The sequence below is a fragment of the Litoreibacter sp. JB4-2 genome (assembly GCF_055693445.1).
Genome location: NZ_CM146334.1, coordinates 2,753,870 through 2,769,541, shown reverse-complemented (window position 1 = coordinate 2,769,541; position 15,672 = coordinate 2,753,870). Strand labels below are relative to the sequence as shown.

Here is a 15,672-nt window from a genome sequence, read left to right as displayed (position 1 = left end):
CAATCACGCTAAATGTGACCACCAATTCGGCGCTGACGCCGCAAAAAGGCAGGTAAACTTGCAAATTCAGGCGCCCGATCAAGCCCTTTCCATCTCGTCTCAACCGGCCACTCAGCTGTTTGGCCGACTTTGGCGCGGGTATCTACACAAGCATCTTGGATGGATTGTGCTGGCCATGCTTTTGATGGTCATCGAAGGCAGCACGCTGGGCCTGCTCAGCTACATGCTGCAACCGATGTTCGATGTGGTCTTTGTCGAGGGTCAAACAGACAAAGCATTCCTTGTGGCAATCGCGATTTTTGCGCTGTTCGTCGTCCGCGCCTTTAGTGGACTCGCGCAACGCGTGTTGATGACCCGCACATCTTTGATTGCTTCGACCGAGCTACAAGTCGATCTTCTGGGGCACACTCTGGATCTAGATAACGGATTCCACTCCAAGTCATCGCCGGGCGCTTTGATTGAACGGGTGCAAGGCGATGTCAGTTCGATCCAAAGCCTTTGGAACATCATCATCACTGGGGCCGGGCGCGACGCAATTTCGTTGATCTCATTGATGGCCGTCGCGATCTCCATTGATTGGAAATGGGCCGCGATTGCAGTCGTCGGTGCGCCTATCTTGCTGATGCCGTCAATTATCGTGCAGCGCTATATCCGACGCAAAAGCCACCAACTACGGGAAATTGCGGGCCGCCGCACCACCAGGCTAGACGAGATTTTCCACGGTATCACGCCGATCAAACTGAACCGGATGGAAACCTATCAGACCGGCCACTTTTCCGAGCTATCGCGCCACTGGGTAAGGTCGTCAGTAAAAACGACCGCAGGCCAAGCCACGGTGCCAAGCCTTGTCGACATCGCGGTGGGTTTCGGCTTTTTCTGCGTCTTGCTTTATGGCGGGCCAGAAATCGCCAGTGGGGAGAAAACCGTCGGTCAGTTCATGTCTTTTTTCGCGGCGATGTCATTGGCATTTCAGCCATTGCGCAGGCTCGCCGATGTCGCTGGCTATTGGCAGGTGATGCAAGCCAGTCTGGCACGTATTTTTGGGTTGATGGACACCCAGCCAGAGGTCAAAGACGCAGCTTCAGGCACCGTCGAGCTACCGAAAGATAACTCCGTCAGCTTCGAAAACGTATCGCTCGCATATGGCGACCTTCCCGTGCTGAACGATCTTAGCTTCACCGTCCCCAATGGCACCACCACGGCCTTGGTCGGGCAGTCTGGCGCGGGCAAAAGTACGGTGTTCAACGTGCTCACCCGCCTGATTGATGCCCAGTCTGGTAATGTAAAAATTGGCGAAACCGCCACAACTGACCTGAAACTCGAACAGTTGCGCGCGCTTTTTTCTGTCGTCAGCCAGGAGGCTTTGCTTTTTGATGAGACGTTGCGTGAAAACATCGTACTGGGCCGCAAAGACGTCAGTGACGCCCGCCTGCAAGAGGTGCTCGACGCAGCCAATGTCAGCCAGTTTCTCTCAAACCTACCCGACGGTCTAGACACCCAAGTTGGGCCGCGTGGATCCAACCTGTCTGGCGGCCAACGTCAGCGCGTCGCCATTGCGCGCGCTTTGTTGCGCGACACACCGATCCTGTTGTTAGATGAAGCCACGTCAGCGCTTGATGCGGAGTCCGAAAAAGTCGTGCAAAACGCACTCGACCGGCTCGCACAGGGCCGCACCACTTTGATCATTGCGCATAGGCTTTCAACCATTCGCAATGCTGATCAAATCATCGTCCTGGACAATGGCAGCATGTCTGAGGCCGGGGATCATGACGCCTTGATGAATGCAGGTGGCATCTACGCCAATTTGCATGAGTTGCAGTTCCGTACACCCGACGCACGGCCTGAACTGCCTGCCTTTGCGACGGCGCCAAATACCGACGCAGCAATTGCTATTCTGCCAATAACCCAGCGCCCCGGATTGCGCCTCGGACTTGTGCCGTTGGACACATTGGAATGGCCACTAGGACGGCCAGAACGATTGTTGCATGGCACCGTGGCCGATATGGAAGGGACCGATCACCTTATCATCTCCGAGGGCGCTGGAGCGTTCTTGCCCCGCCCTTTCCTTAAGGCGAACCTGTCCTTGATCGCTCATGATGGTCGCAGCAAAGCACGCAAATTTTGCAAGAAATTTCATCGTGTACTGACGCGCAATGAGGCACTCGCAAAACAACTGCCCAACGGGCGATATGTGAGCGCGGCGGATACCCCCGCATCTGCTTTGCAGCGCGGCTAGCCTCCCGCCCAAAGCCCCTCATAAACACCGGCGATGCCGTCGACCTCGGTTTGAATACCATAGCTTTCACATGCAATTTGTCTGGCTTCGGCACTCATCTTGTCCAATCTCGCGGGCTCCGACAGAAGCGTGTTCACTGCATCAGCCGCCTCATCCGGCGCGACCACCAAACCGGCGCGACATTGCCCGGAGAATGCTTTGAAATAACCCGTATCAGTGGCCACAAACGGCACACCCGAGGCCATCCCTTCAAGCGGCGTCATACCGTAGCCTTCATAACGTGGCAGCGGCACCAAAAGCGACAAAGCGCGCATGACGTCTGGCATCCGCTTTCCCTCGATCTCACCTACGAAGAGCAAACGTTCCGACAATCCAGCCGACGCCACTTTCTGTCTCAACCCGTCCAAGAAACCTTGATCCCGTCCGCTTGCTTGCCCGATCACCAACGCTGTCACGTCGGGCTGCTCGGGCAATATTCGCAGCATGGCGTCAACGAAGCGATCTGTCCCTTTTTCCGCCCTTATCCGTCCAACGCAGGCCACACCACGCGTGCCACCATAGCCAAGGGCTTTCCAAGCCGACACACGATCAGGGTCAGAAAAAAGCGTTCTGTATCAACTCCATGCGGCACGACAGCCTTCACGTGGGGCACAAAGCTCGCAGCTTCATCGGTCGTAGCGATCACCGCATCCATCTTCGAAATCAACCAACGTGGAAACGCCGAATGCCGGCGTTGCGCCGCGCTAGTAAAAACCAGCTTTACGGGCCTACGCAGCACGTCCCGCACCCAGATCCCCGTGCGCATTTCAGTGTTGCGCCGCACATGCCAAATCGCAAACGGACGAGCTTTTGGGGCAGTTTGCGACAAACGCTGCGCGTCCGCCCGAGTAATTGGCGCAGGACATCCCGGTAGGGCCTCCCCAACCAAACGCAGATCGAACGTCTGGGCTGTCACAACTCCGGCAATCGTCGCCGAAACACCCGTAAAATTTGGGTTGAAATTAGTGACATATAGCTCTGGCGACGCGCTCATACCGCCACCTAGCCCGCCTTAGACCTTCGCCGCAAGAGCGCCAGAACCACCAACGCCCAAGCCATCATCCCTTGCCCATGTTCTGTCAGCGTCACACGATCAGTGAAGGTCATGATCCGTATCAATTTCAACGGATCTGGCGGTCGCTGGATCACGATTTGCCACGGCAATCCATCGTTCAGAATGAGGTAGAAGATGTAATAGACTTGCGGAGACACCCACAAAAACGCCCAAAATATGCCGAGCGCCAGCAAGACGCGCCACACCCGTTTCAAACCTTCAGTGCCGTACCAGACCAGCCATAAACACATCGCGAACAGAGCCAGCGATAGGCAAATGAGCCCAATGCGGCCTCCGGTACCCAAGGTGAAAAAGCTGTCTTCCGCATACATCGCGCCACTCCTTTGCAAAAGATGATGCAACCGGTTGCAGGATTTTGCAAATCTTTGCTACGATACCGCTGAATTTTAGGAGCACCCATGGCCGTTACCCTCAAAGAAGTTGCCCTGCGGGCGGGCGTGTCGCGCTCCGCCGTTTCGCGGACTTTCACCGAAGGTGCCTCCGTCTCCGCCAAAACGCGTGCCAAGGTTCAAAAGGCCGCGTCGGCGCTTGGCTACCGCCCCAATGCGCTTGCGTCGTCGCTCACGACAGGGCGTACAAAGCTTATTGGGCTGGTGTCTGACAACTTCCACAACCCGATTTTTTTGGAGGTATTCGACCTTTTCACACAAGGTTTACAAGAACGCGGGCTCCGGCCGTTGCTAGTCAATCTATCGCATCAGAAAGACCGCGATCAGGCGCTCAATTTGCTGCGGCAGTATTCTGTCGATGGGGTGATCGTCGCATCGTCAACGCTGCCACCAAGTTTCGCAAAATCCTTCCTCGATGCCGGCATGCCCGTCGTCAATTCTTTTGGTCGACACACGACCAGCCCGGACGTGCATGTCGTTGGAATCGACAACGTTGAATGCGGTCGCATGGCCGCACGCACCCTTGTTGAACGCGGGTATCGCAAGCTGGCTTTCATGGGCGGACCGGAACAGGCCACCTCGACGCAAGATCGGCTGTCCGGCTTCCTGGAAATCGTACGGACGACCCCTGGTGTCAGCCAAACACATAGTTTCGCGACCGCTTATAGTTTCCAAGCAGGGCGATCGGAAATGGCGAAGCTAATCAAAACCGGACCTGCCCACGCATATTTCTGCGGCGATGACGTGCTTTCAATCGGGGCGCTCAGCGCGATCCAATCTGCCGGGTTGAAGACGCCAGAAGACATCGGCTTGATCGGTTTGAACGACATGGAAATGGCAGGTTGGAACAACATTGGGTTAACAACGATCCACCAACCCATTCAGCAGATCATCGCCTCATCAATTGAGCTCGTCACTGCGATGATGGACGATCCCAACCGCTATCCAGAGGCCCGGCTTTTCCCATGTCATATCGTCGAACGAGAGACCTTAAAGCCCAGCTAATATCATCAATCTACACGAAGGAGCTTGTTCGAGGTATGTATGCCGCTTTTCGAATTCAGGTTAACGAATGCGGAGTGGCGTTAACCCATTCCCCATTGTTTTTGGCGGATGCAACGCAGGCATGCACAGCTGCCATTGACCGTAACCCATCGACCGCTTTTGGGTAGTGGGTTGCTGCTGGATCGGGGGCTCGACCTTCTTTCTCAGCCCGGATCACTTCGGCCAAATCGGAATAAATGTTCGCGAAAGCCAAAGGCATCCCTTCAGCATGGCCTATGGTCACACGCGTCGCACGATCCGCCTCGGGCGAAAGGTCTGCCTCACCCCGCTCGATCACCTGAACTCGACCGTTCGTAGGCGTCCAATACAGCTGGTTTGGTTGCTCTTGCGCCCAACGCAATCCACCCTTTTCGCCAAAGACCTGAATCGTCAAACCATGCATCCGACCCACAGCAACGGCAGAAGTCCAAAGCCGACCAACGACCCCACCAGTCATTCTGAAGTTGACCATTGCATCGTCTTCAAGCTCACGGCTGGTGATCGTTGACGCGAAATCTGCGGAGAGTTTTTCGACTTCTTGTCCGGTCACAAAGGACGCCATGTGCATCGCGTGAATGCCGCAATCAGCAAACTGTGCGGAAGCACCCATTTGCGCCGGATCATACCGCCAGCGTATGCGGGGATTGTCCGCCTGCGCCGCATCGGCGTGGTGCCCATGCGAAAACTCAGCGACCACAACACGCACGGCTCCCAAGTCCCCACGCGCGACCATCGCCCGCATATGCCGAACCAATGAATAGCCAGAATAACCATAATTCACAGCGCAAATTTTACCCGATGCAGCGGCGATTTTTGTGATCTCCTCACCCTCTTCGACTGTCATGGTCATGGGTTTTTCGCAGAGCACGTGAAACCCCTTTTCAAGGAAGGCTTTTGTGATCTCAAAATGGGTTGCGTTTGGCGTCGCGACTGTGACCAAATCAATGCGATCTTCGCGCGCGCTTTCGCCCGCGAGCATGTCCTTCCAGTCCCCATAGGCGCGATCCTCAGCGATCCCAAGGCGCTGCGCATAGGCACGTCCTGCGTCCGGGTTATAATCCAAAGCCCCTGCAACCATTGAGAAATCTCCGTCGAGACCGGCCCCAAGCCTATGCGCGGGCCCAATCTGAGATCCTTCGCCGCCGCCAATCATTCCCCAATTCAAACGTGTCATGTCAGCACCTCAAAAGCCGATGGATTGCAGATAACCACGGTTCTTTTTCGCGTCCCCTAGCGGGTCTGGGTCAAGTAGCGGATCGCAGTCTTGTTCAACAGTACACCATCCCTCAAATTCCGCATCGACAAGCACCTGACGCACAGCCGGAAAGTCGACATCGCCGTCGCCGAGATTGCAGAAAATACCTTGCCCACAGGCTTTGTAAAAATCCGTACGATTAGCAACGACATCGGCCTTCACCTTTGGATCGATGTCTTTGAAATGCATGTAGCTGATCCGATCCATATGGCGCGTCATAAAAGCCACTGGGTCGAAGCCCGCATAGGAGTGGTGGCCTGTGTCAAAACAGATTTTCAAGATGCATTCATCGACCTCGCTCAACAGACGTTCAAGCTCAGGTTCGAAATCCATGAAACCGCCAGCATGAGCGTGGATACCAACCGTTAACCCGTACTCCTCCGACCCCATTTTGGCGATTGTTGCGATCTTGTCGCGGAATGCAGTCCATTCTTCTTTGCCCATCTGCTCCGCCTCGTCAGCGCGGCCCGCGGTAGGCGCGCGGCCTGCGGCAATCGAGTCGATCAACACGAGATGTTCAGCACCGTGCGCCTTCAAAGCCTGACATGTTCGCACTGCGCCATCCATCACATCATCCCATTGGTCAGGGTCATGAAAGGCGCGAAAAACAACACCACCGATCAAGGTTTGATCAGCCTCGGAGAGTGCGTCTGCTAGCAACGACACGTCCTCCGGCATGAAGCCGACGGGGCCCAGCTCGATGCCTTTGTAGCCTGCTTCCGCATTCTCTTTCAGGACTGTCCGCCACGTCGGATTACGTGGGTCATTCGCAAATTCTACGCCCCACGAACATGGAGCATTGCCAATTTTGATCATGTTTCTATTCCCGACTAGACCGTCACCCAAGCATTCGCCGCACTCGATGCGAGCGCCGCATGGACCACCTTGTTTACGTTTAAGCCCTCTTCAAAACTGGGCCAAATATCCTCACCAGAGGCAATCGCTGTGAGGAAATCCTTAGCTTCAATGATGATTTGATCCTGATACCCTGTCCCATGCCCTGGCCCTTGGCAAAACCCCAGATAATCCGGGTGTTCGGGGCCGGTCAGTACTTTGCGAAAACCGCGTTCTGCTTCGGGCCCTTCTGCCAAATAGAGCCACAAAGCATTCTGATCTTCTTGATCAAAACGTATGGCGCCCTTCGTTCCATGTAGCTCATAGGCGTAGCCCATTTTTCGGCCTGTCGCGACGCGGCTGAAGAACATGCTTCCCATCACACCATTCTCAAATCGGCACATGATTTGCGCCTGGTCATCATTGGTCACAGCGACCCCGTCGCGGGTTTTGTGAACTGTCTCCACTTCGGCGATCAACTTAGAAATCGGGCCCAACAAAGCATGCGCCGCGTTGATCATATGCGGCGCCAGATCGCCCATCGTACCATTTGACACGCCCTGGCTGCGCCATGTCGCTGGGCCATTCGGATCGGCGTCAAAGTCTTCGGTATGCTCACCCCGAAAATAGGTCACATCACCGATCCGCCCCTCCGCAATCAGCTGTCGGGCGTATTGCGTTGCCGGTGTTCTGACATAGTTAAAACCGACCATATTACGGCATCCGCTGGCCTTTGCTGCGGCCACCATCGCCTCGCTATCCGCAACGGAGGCACCCAATGGCTTTTCGCACAGCACATGCAAGCCACGCGCAAACGCGGCCTCCGCGATTTCGCGATGTGTTCCTTGCGGCGACGCAATTACGATCGCCTGAACAGTGGGATCTTCGATCAAATCGCGCCAATCCACCGCCGCGCGGCGGAACCCGAACGCTTGGCGGTAGCGTTCTGCGGACGCCTGGCTAGAGGCCGCGACCACCTCAAGGCGCGGTCGAAGCTGAGTCCCGAACACAGACGCAACGGATGACATAGCAACCGCATGGGCCTTACCCATGTAGCCACCACCAATAATCCCAATGCCGATTTCAGACATGTCGGGCGTTCCTCCAAAAACGGTTTGCAACCGGTTGCAAAATGGTTATCCTGCTGTCGACCGTCAGGTCAATAGGGCATTCGACTGATTTAGAGATCTTTGTGCTACAGGGAGCAAACAGGTGAGCAAAACATCCGAAACTGTTCGTCTTACAACAGCGCAGGCTATCATTCGGTATCTGGCTGCCCAGTACATTGAAATTGATGGGAAAAAGACGCGCCTCTGCGGCGGCGGTTTTGGTATTTTCGGACATGGGAATGTCACCTGCCTTGGTGAGGCCCTTTACGATCACAAGGATGAACTGCCCCTATATCGCGGGCAAAATGAACAAAGCATGGGGTTCGCCGCCGCCGCATATGCAAAATACCATCTTAGACAGCGGTTTATGTTCTGCACGGCCTCGGCCGGGCCGGGTACTGCGAATTTGCTAACCGCTGCAGCTTTGGCACATGCAAACCGGCTTCCGATGTTAATGCTCTGCGGCGACGCGTTTTTGACCCGCTTGCCCGACCCGGTGCTGCAGCAATTGGAGCATTTCGGCAACCCGACACTGGGCGTAAACGATGCGTTCAAAGCGGTGTCGCGATTCTGGGACCGCATCACACATCCGGCGCAGGTGATCCAGTCGCTGCCCGCCGCGATTGCGACTATGCTGGACCCCGCAGATTGTGGACCCGCCTTCTTGGGCCTGCCGCAGGATGTTCAAGGTTGGGCCTATGACTTCCCAATCGAGATGTTTGAAGAAAAGTTGCACTATATTCGTCGCCAAAGCGCAGATGAAGCTGAAGTCATGGCAGCCGCGAAACTTCTGAAATCTGCCAAGCGCCCTGTGGTGATCGCTGGTGGTGGGGTCCAATACTCCCGCGCTGTCGCGGAGATGACGGCTTTCGCGGAAACGCACGAAATTCCGGTGATCGAAACCATAGCCGGGCGCGCGAATTTCACCAATGAACATGCGCTCAATATTGGGCCGGTTGGTGTGACGGGGTCGGACTCGGCCAATGCAATCGCAGCGGAAGCTGATGTCATTTTATCTGTAGGGTGCCGGCTGCAGGACTTCACAACAGGTTCTTGGACCGCGTTCGCGAAAGATGCGCAGATCATTTCGCTCAACGCCGCGCGTCACGATGCAGGAAAACACCGAAGCCTGCCAGTGGTCGGCGACGCAAAGCTTGGGCTGATTGCCATTGGCAAAGCCCTTGGCAGCTACAAAGCGCCCGAAAGCTGGACGACCCATGCCCAAGCAGAACGCGCGCGCTGGGACAGCTACGTGGCTGAGAATGTTGCACCCGGCAATCGCCCGAATTCCTATGCGCAAGCCATCGGTGTGGTGAACGCCCTTTGCGACCCGCGCGACCGCGTTGTCGCTGCGGCGGGTGGTTTACCGGCGGAGGTCACAGCGAATTGGCGCACCCTCGATATCGGAACCGTGGACGTAGAATTTGGGTTTTCTTGCATGGGGTATGAAATCGCCGGCGGCTGGGGCGCGCGTATCGCGCAATCCGAGCATGAGCCCGATCAGGACACGATCGTATTTTGCGGCGACGGCTCTTACCTTTTGATGAATTCGGACATCTACAGCTCCGTTCTGACCCGCAAGAAGATGATTCTACTGGTGTTGGACAATGGCGGCTTCGCGGTCATCAACAAACTGCAAAACAACACTGGCAACGAGAGTTTCAACAACCTGATCGCTGACACGCCAACCGTACCCGAGGCGTTTGGCGTCGATTTCGAAGCGCATGCCCGATCCATGGGCGCGAATGCCGAAACTGTATCTAACCCAGCGGAATTGGGCGACGCGTTCAAACGCGCAAGAGCGGCGGACAAAACATCCGTCATCGTCATGCAGGTCGACCCCTATGAAGGTTGGACCGATCAGGGCCACACATGGTGGGAAGTTGGAACGCCACATGTGACCGACAACCCCAAGGTCAAAACCGCTCATGAAGACTGGGAAAGCAGCCGCTCCAAACAACGAAGGGGCGTCTGAGATGAGTGCGCTTCTTGACGGCATAAAGCAGAACAATTTTCTGGTTATTGGCCGCGCAGGGATGGATGTATTCCCGCACCCACCCGGCACAAGAACTGAAGACGCAATCGAATTTCGATCTGGCCTGGGCGGATCAGCGGCAAACACAGCAGCTGGAATTTGCCGGTTCGGCGGCAAAGCTGACCTGGTGACATGTGTATCAGACGACAGCGTCGGCAGGTTTTGCACAAGCCAGCTGGAGTCTTACGGCGTTGGGCGCAAACACGTGCGCCCCGTTGGCGGCGAATTTCGCAACTCGCTTGCCGTCTATGAAACGCGCGTCGAAGAGCATCAATCCGTGATTTATCGCAACGGCGCCGCAGATTTCGAAATGTCCGTCGAAGACGTCGAAGCATTGGACTATGGCGCATATGGCGCTTTAATCACCGCAGGTACGGTTTTCGCGGCGGAACCCTCGCGCAGCGCAGCTTTCCGGGCGTTTGATCTAGCCCGTGAGGCCGGTTTACCGATCATCTTTGATATCGACTATCGACCCTATTCCTGGCCATCCCCGCAGGTTGCACAAGACGTGCTCAGTCGCGCAGGCGCTTTGGCTGATATGATCGTGGGGAACGATGAAGAATTCGGTTTTATGGCAGGCGACATCGCGACAGGCCAGGCCAAGGCACAGGAATTGGCGAACAGTTCGGCCAGCATCGTGATCTACAAAATGGGCGAAAAAGGCGCAGTGACCTATGCTGACGACCACGTGATCACAACTGGCATCTACAAAGTCGAGGCTTTGAAGCCCACAGGCGCCGGCGACAGTTTCATGGCCGGTTTGATGGCCGCCATTGCGGCAGGGCATGATCTAAAGGACGCAATCCATCGCGGTTCGGCTTGCGCGGCAATCGTCGTCGGCAAACCCGGATGCGCACCTGCATTGCCCGATTTGGCAGAATTAGAGACATTTTTGAACGCCCACCCCGGCCCAAGCCAACCGTAAGAGGACCCCATGCATATCGCCCCTTTCGACAACCAAAACAAACCCATCGTTGATATCGACGACAGCACCGTCCCGCTCAACTATTTCAATATTGTGAAGCTTAAGAAGGGCGAAGCGTTCGAATACCAGGTGCCGGGCTATGAGACCTGTATCGTGCCTGCAACTGGCAGCGTGAATGTCGAAATCGAGGGTTTCAAAGCTGACGGGATCGGCGGTCGCGTCGGCGATGTTTGGGGCGGAGAGCCTGAAGGCGTTTATGTACCGTCAGGCGCAAAAACCACCTTCGTCTGTACCTCCGATGATACGGAGGCTTTCATTGCAGGTGCGCGCTACGACGAAACTTTGGAGCCTTTCGCCGTGCGCTCCGACGAGCTTGACCATGTGCAATATGGCTCTGATGACACGAAGACACATCGCAAAATCAAGCATATCCTAGGCACAAAATACCACGACAAGGTGGGCCGACTTCTGGTGAGCGAACTGTTCACGGTCGGGGCCGGCGGATGGTCGGGCTTTCCAAGCCACAAACATGACACAGACCGTCTTCCGATAGAAACACGTCATGATGAGACCTATAATTTTCGCTTCAAACCCGACCACGGCTCAGGCGTTCAGATGCTGCAACGGCAAGACGGCAAGCCGGGCGACGCCTATCACATTGTCGACGGCTCCACGATTTGCCTCGATAGCGGTTACCATCCCTGCGCGGTGCTACCGGGTTATGAAATGTATTACTTCACGATCCTGGGCGGGTTGTCGCAGCGCAGCCTGATCCAATATTTCCAGCCTTCGCACGCCGATCAGTTGGAAACGATCCCCGGCATCAAAGACATGATCGCGAAGTTTAAATGACACTGGCCACACTCGCGGAGGTCCTCCAACCCGCCTTGAAGGACGGTTATGCAGTTGGCGGATTGGTGTGCCTCGGCTGGGAAGATATGCGCGCTTATGCCTACGCAGCGGAGGCTGAGGGCTGCCCCGTCATCTTGCAAGCCGGGCCAGGATGCCGCGAACACACGCCGTTGCCCGTTCTGGGCGCAATGTTCCAACATCTGGCAGATGAGGTCAGCGTACCCGTCGTGGCCCATCTGGATCACGGCTACACGTTTGAAGAGTGTAAGGAAGCGCTGGAAAGCGGCTTCACCTCGCTCATGTTCGACGGCTCACGGAAGCCTTTGCAACAAAATATCGACGAGACCGCGGCAATAGTGGAGATGGCGCACAACGCGGGTATCTCCTGCGAGGGCGAGATCGGTTTTGTCGGCTACGCAAATGGGGAGAGATCGGCAGGAACAGACCCGAGTGAAGCCGAAATCTTCGCGCGCGAAACAGGTGTCGACGCCATGGCGATCTCAGTCGGAAATGTGCACCTGCAGGAAGACGCGGGCGCCGGGCTGGACATGGAACGCATCCGCGCCATTGAAGCGGTGACCGATGTACCGCTTGTGATCCATGGCGGCTCGGGCGTGCCGCTTGCGCAGCGCAAAGAACTGGCGACAGGTTCCGCCATTTGCAAGTTCAACATCGGAACAGAGCTGCGAATTGCCTTTGGCGCCGCCTTACGTGACAGCCTAGGATCGGATGAAAAACGTTTCGACCGCGTGCAAATCTTGCGGGACACACATGCGCCTATGGTCACTGCGGCGCGAAAAGTGCTGGCAGGCCTGCGCTAGTCTTCTTTCGGTCCTTCACGATGCGGGTTCTGGATAAAGAAGTTGTATCCAGCCCATCCGCCAAGCCCCCAAAAAAGCGCGCCCCAAAACGTATTTCCGTTTGAGAATTCGAGCAGCCCCCAGCCAATGCAAACCGCAAATGTCGCAACCCGCCGCCACAACGGGTCAAAAAAGGGATGGTCGAAATCGAAGCCTTTCACCCCAGAATCTCCGACATCCGGACTTCGCGCCGCTCCTTGATCGACAAAAGTGCCGCCTCGGCCATAGCGAGCGCGCGCAACCCGTCCTCACCCGTGGTCGGCGGCGGGGCACCATCGCCAACCGCCTTCACAAAAGCCGCAATCTCATTGGCGTAGGCCGCCGTGTAGCGTGTCATGAAAAAGTCCAGCGTCGGGGGGCGATGATAGCCATCCTTATCAGCGACAGTAATATTCGCCTCCAACGTGTTTTCCGCTGAAACAGAGCCTTTTGAGCCATGCACCTCGATCCGCTGATCATACCCATAGCTAGCGCGTCTGCTATTGGTGATCGTGCAGTGTTTGCCCGTTGCCGTACGCATCGTGACATTGGCGCTGTCATAGTCACCATGCTCCCCGATCTTGGGGTTCGTGAGAACCGAAGCGGAGGCGTAAACCGTTTCAACCTCCTCCCCCAGCATCCATCGGGCAACATCGAAATCATGGATCGTCATGTCGCGAAAGATACCGCCCGAGCGGTCGATATAGTCCAAAGGCGGCGCGCCGGGGTCGCGAGAGGTGAGCGTCACCATCTCCACCTCGCCAATCTTGCCGTCATCAATCGCCGCTCTCAGCGCATTGAAATCTGGGTCAAACCGGCGCTGAAACCCGAGCATCAGAGTGCCGTTGGTTTCGGCAACGACATCCAAACAGGCCTTGACCCGCCCCAAATGCAGATCAATCGGCTTCTCACAAAACACGGCCTTGCCAGCCTTGCAGAACTGCTCGATTAGGTCCGCATGGGTATCAGTCGGCGTGCAGATCACAACGGCGTCGATATCGTCGGAGGCCGCGATCTGTTCGATGCTGCGCAAATCGCACCCATATTCAGCCGCAACCTGGTTGGCGACAGCCTCCACCGGCTCTGAAAGTGCGGCAAACTCGGCGCCACGCACCGAGGCAATCGCTTGCGCATGCACCTGCCCGATGCGTCCGGCACCCAGCACTCCAAACCTGATCATCTAGGCCGCACCTTCATATTCCGCGCCCGTCTTGGCGCCAGTGATATAGGCCACCACGTCTTGGCCGTCGGTTTCCTCTTTCCGAAGGTTTGCCACTATCCGACCCCGACGGAAAACGATGATACGATCCACCAGATCAAACACCTGCCGCATGTTGTGAGAGACGAGGATTAAGGGCTCGCCCGCCTCTTTTAACGTGCGGATGATATTCTCCACCTGCGCCGTCTCCTGCACGCCCAAAGCTGCAGTCGGCTCGTCCATGATGGTCAGCTTGGAGGCAAAAGTCGCGGTACGCGCAATTGCAACGCACTGACGCTGCCCACCAGACATGTTCTGGATGGAGTTGCGGATGTTCGGGATCTTAACACCTGTCTTCACAAGCCCCTCCATCGTCGCCTGACGCATAGCCTTATAATCGAGAAAGCGGAACGGCCCGAGCCAGTTGAACTTGGTGATCTCGCGGCCCAGAAACAGGTTGTCGGGCACATCGAGGTCATCCGCCAAAGCCAATGTCTGGAACACAGTTTCAATGCCGGCTTCGCGGGCTTCAAGCGGGCCTGAAAAATTCACCTCCTCACCGTACAGAGAAACCTTGCCACTGGTTCGCTGTTCAACGCCGGTAATCTGGCGCACGAAAGTGGACTTGCCCGCGCCGTTGTCGCCCATGATGGCGACGTGTTCGCCCTTTTTCATCTCGAAGTTGGCACCGACCAACGCGTGAACACCGCCGTAATGCTTGGTCAGGTTTTCGGTCTTTAGAACAATATCGCTCATGTCAGTATCTCCTAAGCCCGATTTCGCTGTCGGTATTGGTCAAACAGGATCGCTGCGATGATAATGCCGCCCATGGCCATCAGTTGATAGGACCCGTCCAGTTTGATGTAGGTAAAACCAGAGCGAATGACGCCCAAAACCATCGCGCCCAATACTGTGCCAATGATCGAGCCACGACCACCTTGCAAAGAGATGCCACCGATGACGGCCATGGCGATTGCGAAGAGTTCGTAAAATTCCCCCATACCAGCCTGCGCGGTTTCGCTCTTGGCGGCGAGGACGACGCCCGCGAAAGCCGCGAGCATTGAGGCGATCATGTAGACCGTCACCTTGTGGCGTTTCACATTGATGCCCGACATACGCGCGGCTTCCTCATTCGAGCCAATCGCGTAGGTGTGTTTGCCATAGACTGTGTAGCGCATGATCACGTGGAATATGACTGCAAGTGACAAGAACCAGACAACCGGCATCATGCCGGAGCCGATGAATTTGAAACTTTCAGTCGGGAAGGAGATCGGGTTACCGCCAGACCACCAGAGCGCGATGCCACGGCAAATCAGGAACATGCCCAATGTCGCGATAAAAGGTGGGATCCGCATATAGGCGATAAACACGCCATTGATGGCGCCGATAAATGCGCCAAAGGCCAAACCCACAATGACCGGGACGAGGACAGGCAAATCCATGGCCCATATACCAAAGAGCGCTTTCGGGTTTGGAAAGCCATTGACAAGCTCGGTCTGTGCGAAACTCATAGCAATCATGGCAGTGGCGGCGACCAAGGGGCCGGAACTTAGGTCAATCCCCGCAGTAATAATGACCTGCGTCACCCCAAGCGCAATAATGCCGATAATGGCGACCTGCAGGATAATGATCTGTAGTCGCGCCTCGTTAAAGATGCTGTCAAAACGGTCCCTTGTGTCGAACAGGAAGCTTTGATCGTTCATGTAGGGCAGCGTCTGCCCAAGAAGTTCGAAGATCGCGATAATCACAAAAAGCGCGAAAAGGATGTTCAGCTCGTTGGGCCAGGATTTCTTGGTTTTGTCGAAGGTTAGCCCGCCAGTGCCGTGGCTGGTATCTGTCATT

15 protein-coding genes are annotated in these 15,672 nt (G+C 56.0%); 6 read left to right on the top strand and 9 right to left on the bottom strand.

Translation table 11 applies throughout. From position 1 onward, the window contains the following. The first annotated feature begins 58 nt into the window (after positions 1–58). Entirely contained in the window at positions 59–2,236 is a 2,178-nt protein-coding gene (locus ACZ1G7_RS13705; protein WP_472659946.1) for an ABC transporter ATP-binding protein, read from the top strand. Here the strand turns inward: ACZ1G7_RS13705 and ACZ1G7_RS13700 are convergent. The 3 genes from ACZ1G7_RS13700 to ACZ1G7_RS13690 are packed head-to-tail and all read right to left on the bottom strand — an operon-like array spanning position 2,233 to position 3,661. Further along, positions 2,233–2,721: a glycosyltransferase family 4 protein gene (locus ACZ1G7_RS13700; protein WP_472659945.1), complete on the bottom strand. Its 489-nt coding sequence runs from the start codon at positions 2,719–2,721 to the stop codon at positions 2,233–2,235. The two genes, ACZ1G7_RS13705 and ACZ1G7_RS13700, sit on opposite strands and share 4 nt — an antisense overlap. A 35-nt stretch (positions 2,722–2,756) precedes the next feature. Beyond that, complete coding sequence (locus ACZ1G7_RS13695) at positions 2,757–3,269, bottom strand: hypothetical protein (RefSeq protein WP_472659944.1); 513 nt, start codon at positions 3,267–3,269, stop codon at positions 2,757–2,759. 8 nt (positions 3,270–3,277) lie between these two features. Further along, positions 3,278–3,661, bottom strand: coding sequence for a hypothetical protein (locus ACZ1G7_RS13690; protein ID WP_472659943.1), 384 nt, complete (start codon positions 3,659–3,661; stop codon positions 3,278–3,280). Between the two features lie 87 nt (positions 3,662–3,748). Between ACZ1G7_RS13690 and ACZ1G7_RS13685 the strand changes: the two genes are divergently transcribed. Continuing rightward, entirely contained in the window at positions 3,749–4,744 is a 996-nt protein-coding gene (locus tag ACZ1G7_RS13685) for a LacI family DNA-binding transcriptional regulator (RefSeq protein ID WP_472659942.1), read from the top strand. A 55-nt stretch (positions 4,745–4,799) separates the two neighbouring features. Here the strand turns inward: ACZ1G7_RS13685 and ACZ1G7_RS13680 are convergent, their stop codons facing one another. From ACZ1G7_RS13680 to ACZ1G7_RS13670, 3 genes are read right to left on the bottom strand one after another with little or no spacing between them, the layout of a single operon-like run. Further along, entirely contained in the window at positions 4,800–5,957 is a 1,158-nt protein-coding gene (locus ACZ1G7_RS13680; protein ID WP_472659941.1) for a Gfo/Idh/MocA family protein, read from the bottom strand. Positions 5,958–5,966: 9 nt separating this feature from the next. Beyond that, on the bottom strand, positions 5,967–6,854 hold the full coding sequence (locus ACZ1G7_RS13675; protein WP_472659940.1) for a sugar phosphate isomerase/epimerase family protein: 888 nt from the start codon (positions 6,852–6,854) through the stop codon (positions 5,967–5,969). Between the two features lie 14 nt (positions 6,855–6,868). Next, positions 6,869–7,963 (bottom strand): Gfo/Idh/MocA family protein, encoded by a 1,095-nt coding sequence (locus tag ACZ1G7_RS13670; RefSeq protein ID WP_472659939.1) that lies wholly within the window; start codon positions 7,961–7,963, stop codon positions 6,869–6,871. 121 nt (positions 7,964–8,084) lie between these two features. Between ACZ1G7_RS13670 and iolD the strand changes: the two genes are divergently transcribed. The 4 genes from iolD to ACZ1G7_RS13650 are packed head-to-tail and all read left to right on the top strand — an operon-like array spanning position 8,085 to position 12,614. Continuing rightward, a complete protein-coding gene (gene iolD, locus ACZ1G7_RS13665) occupies positions 8,085–9,956 on the top strand; it encodes a 3D-(3,5/4)-trihydroxycyclohexane-1,2-dione acylhydrolase (decyclizing) (protein WP_472659938.1) in 1,872 nt (623 codons plus the stop codon). 1 nt (position 9,957) lies between these two features. Next, entirely contained in the window at positions 9,958–10,941 is a 984-nt protein-coding gene (gene iolC / locus ACZ1G7_RS13660; protein ID WP_472659937.1) for a 5-dehydro-2-deoxygluconokinase, read from the top strand. 9 nt (positions 10,942–10,950) lie between these two features. After that, entirely contained in the window at positions 10,951–11,793 is an 843-nt protein-coding gene (locus ACZ1G7_RS13655) for a 5-deoxy-glucuronate isomerase (RefSeq protein ID WP_472659936.1), read from the top strand. After that, entirely contained in the window at positions 11,790–12,614 is an 825-nt protein-coding gene (locus ACZ1G7_RS13650) for a class II fructose-bisphosphate aldolase (RefSeq protein ID WP_472659935.1), read from the top strand. Before ACZ1G7_RS13655 ends, ACZ1G7_RS13650 begins: the two co-directional genes overlap by 4 nt. 196 nt (positions 12,615–12,810) lie before the next feature. Here the strand turns inward: ACZ1G7_RS13650 and iolG are convergent, their stop codons facing one another. Genes iolG through ACZ1G7_RS13635 form a run of 3 tightly spaced genes read right to left on the bottom strand, consistent with a single transcriptional unit; the run spans position 12,811 to position 15,671 of the window. Further along, the gene (iolG, locus tag ACZ1G7_RS13645; protein ID WP_472659934.1) at positions 12,811–13,812 is read right to left on the bottom strand and encodes an inositol 2-dehydrogenase; all 1,002 of its coding nucleotides are present in this window, start codon (positions 13,810–13,812) and stop codon (positions 12,811–12,813) included. Continuing rightward, a complete protein-coding gene (locus ACZ1G7_RS13640; RefSeq protein ID WP_472659933.1) occupies positions 13,813–14,586 on the bottom strand; it encodes an ATP-binding cassette domain-containing protein in 774 nt (257 codons plus the stop codon). Between the two features lie 11 nt (positions 14,587–14,597). Further along, complete coding sequence (locus tag ACZ1G7_RS13635; protein WP_472659932.1) at positions 14,598–15,671, bottom strand: ABC transporter permease; 1,074 nt, start codon at positions 15,669–15,671, stop codon at positions 14,598–14,600. Position 15,672: the final 1 nt, after the last annotated feature.

Bases quoted from the DNA above. Each gene is read 5' to 3' on its own strand.
- ACZ1G7_RS13700 (WP_472659945.1), bottom strand. From the start codon at position 2,721: ATGCTGCGAATATTGCCCGAGCAGCCCGACGTGACAGCGTTGGTGATC.
- ACZ1G7_RS13695 (WP_472659944.1), bottom strand. From the start codon at position 3,269: ATGAGCGCGTCGCCAGAGCTATATGTCACTAATTTCAACCCAAATTTT.
- ACZ1G7_RS13690 (WP_472659943.1), bottom strand. From the start codon at position 3,661: ATGTATGCGGAAGACAGCTTTTTCACCTTGGGTACCGGAGGCCGCATT.
- ACZ1G7_RS13685 (WP_472659942.1), top strand. From the start codon at position 3,749: ATGGCCGTTACCCTCAAAGAAGTTGCCCTGCGGGCGGGCGTGTCGCGC.
- ACZ1G7_RS13680 (WP_472659941.1), bottom strand. From the start codon at position 5,957: ATGACACGTTTGAATTGGGGAATGATTGGCGGCGGCGAAGGATCTCAG.
- ACZ1G7_RS13675 (WP_472659940.1), bottom strand. From the start codon at position 6,854: ATGATCAAAATTGGCAATGCTCCATGTTCGTGGGGCGTAGAATTTGCG.
- ACZ1G7_RS13670 (WP_472659939.1), bottom strand. From the start codon at position 7,963: ATGTCTGAAATCGGCATTGGGATTATTGGTGGTGGCTACATGGGTAAG.
- iolC (WP_472659937.1), top strand. From the start codon at position 9,958: ATGAGTGCGCTTCTTGACGGCATAAAGCAGAACAATTTTCTGGTTATT.
- ACZ1G7_RS13655 (WP_472659936.1), top strand. From the start codon at position 10,951: ATGCATATCGCCCCTTTCGACAACCAAAACAAACCCATCGTTGATATC.
- ACZ1G7_RS13650 (WP_472659935.1), top strand. From the start codon at position 11,790: ATGACACTGGCCACACTCGCGGAGGTCCTCCAACCCGCCTTGAAGGAC.
- iolG (WP_472659934.1), bottom strand. From the start codon at position 13,812: ATGATCAGGTTTGGAGTGCTGGGTGCCGGACGCATCGGGCAGGTGCAT.
- ACZ1G7_RS13640 (WP_472659933.1), bottom strand. From the start codon at position 14,586: ATGAGCGATATTGTTCTAAAGACCGAAAACCTGACCAAGCATTACGGC.
- ACZ1G7_RS13635 (WP_472659932.1), bottom strand. From the start codon at position 15,671: ATGACAGATACCAGCCACGGCACTGGCGGGCTAACCTTCGACAAAACC.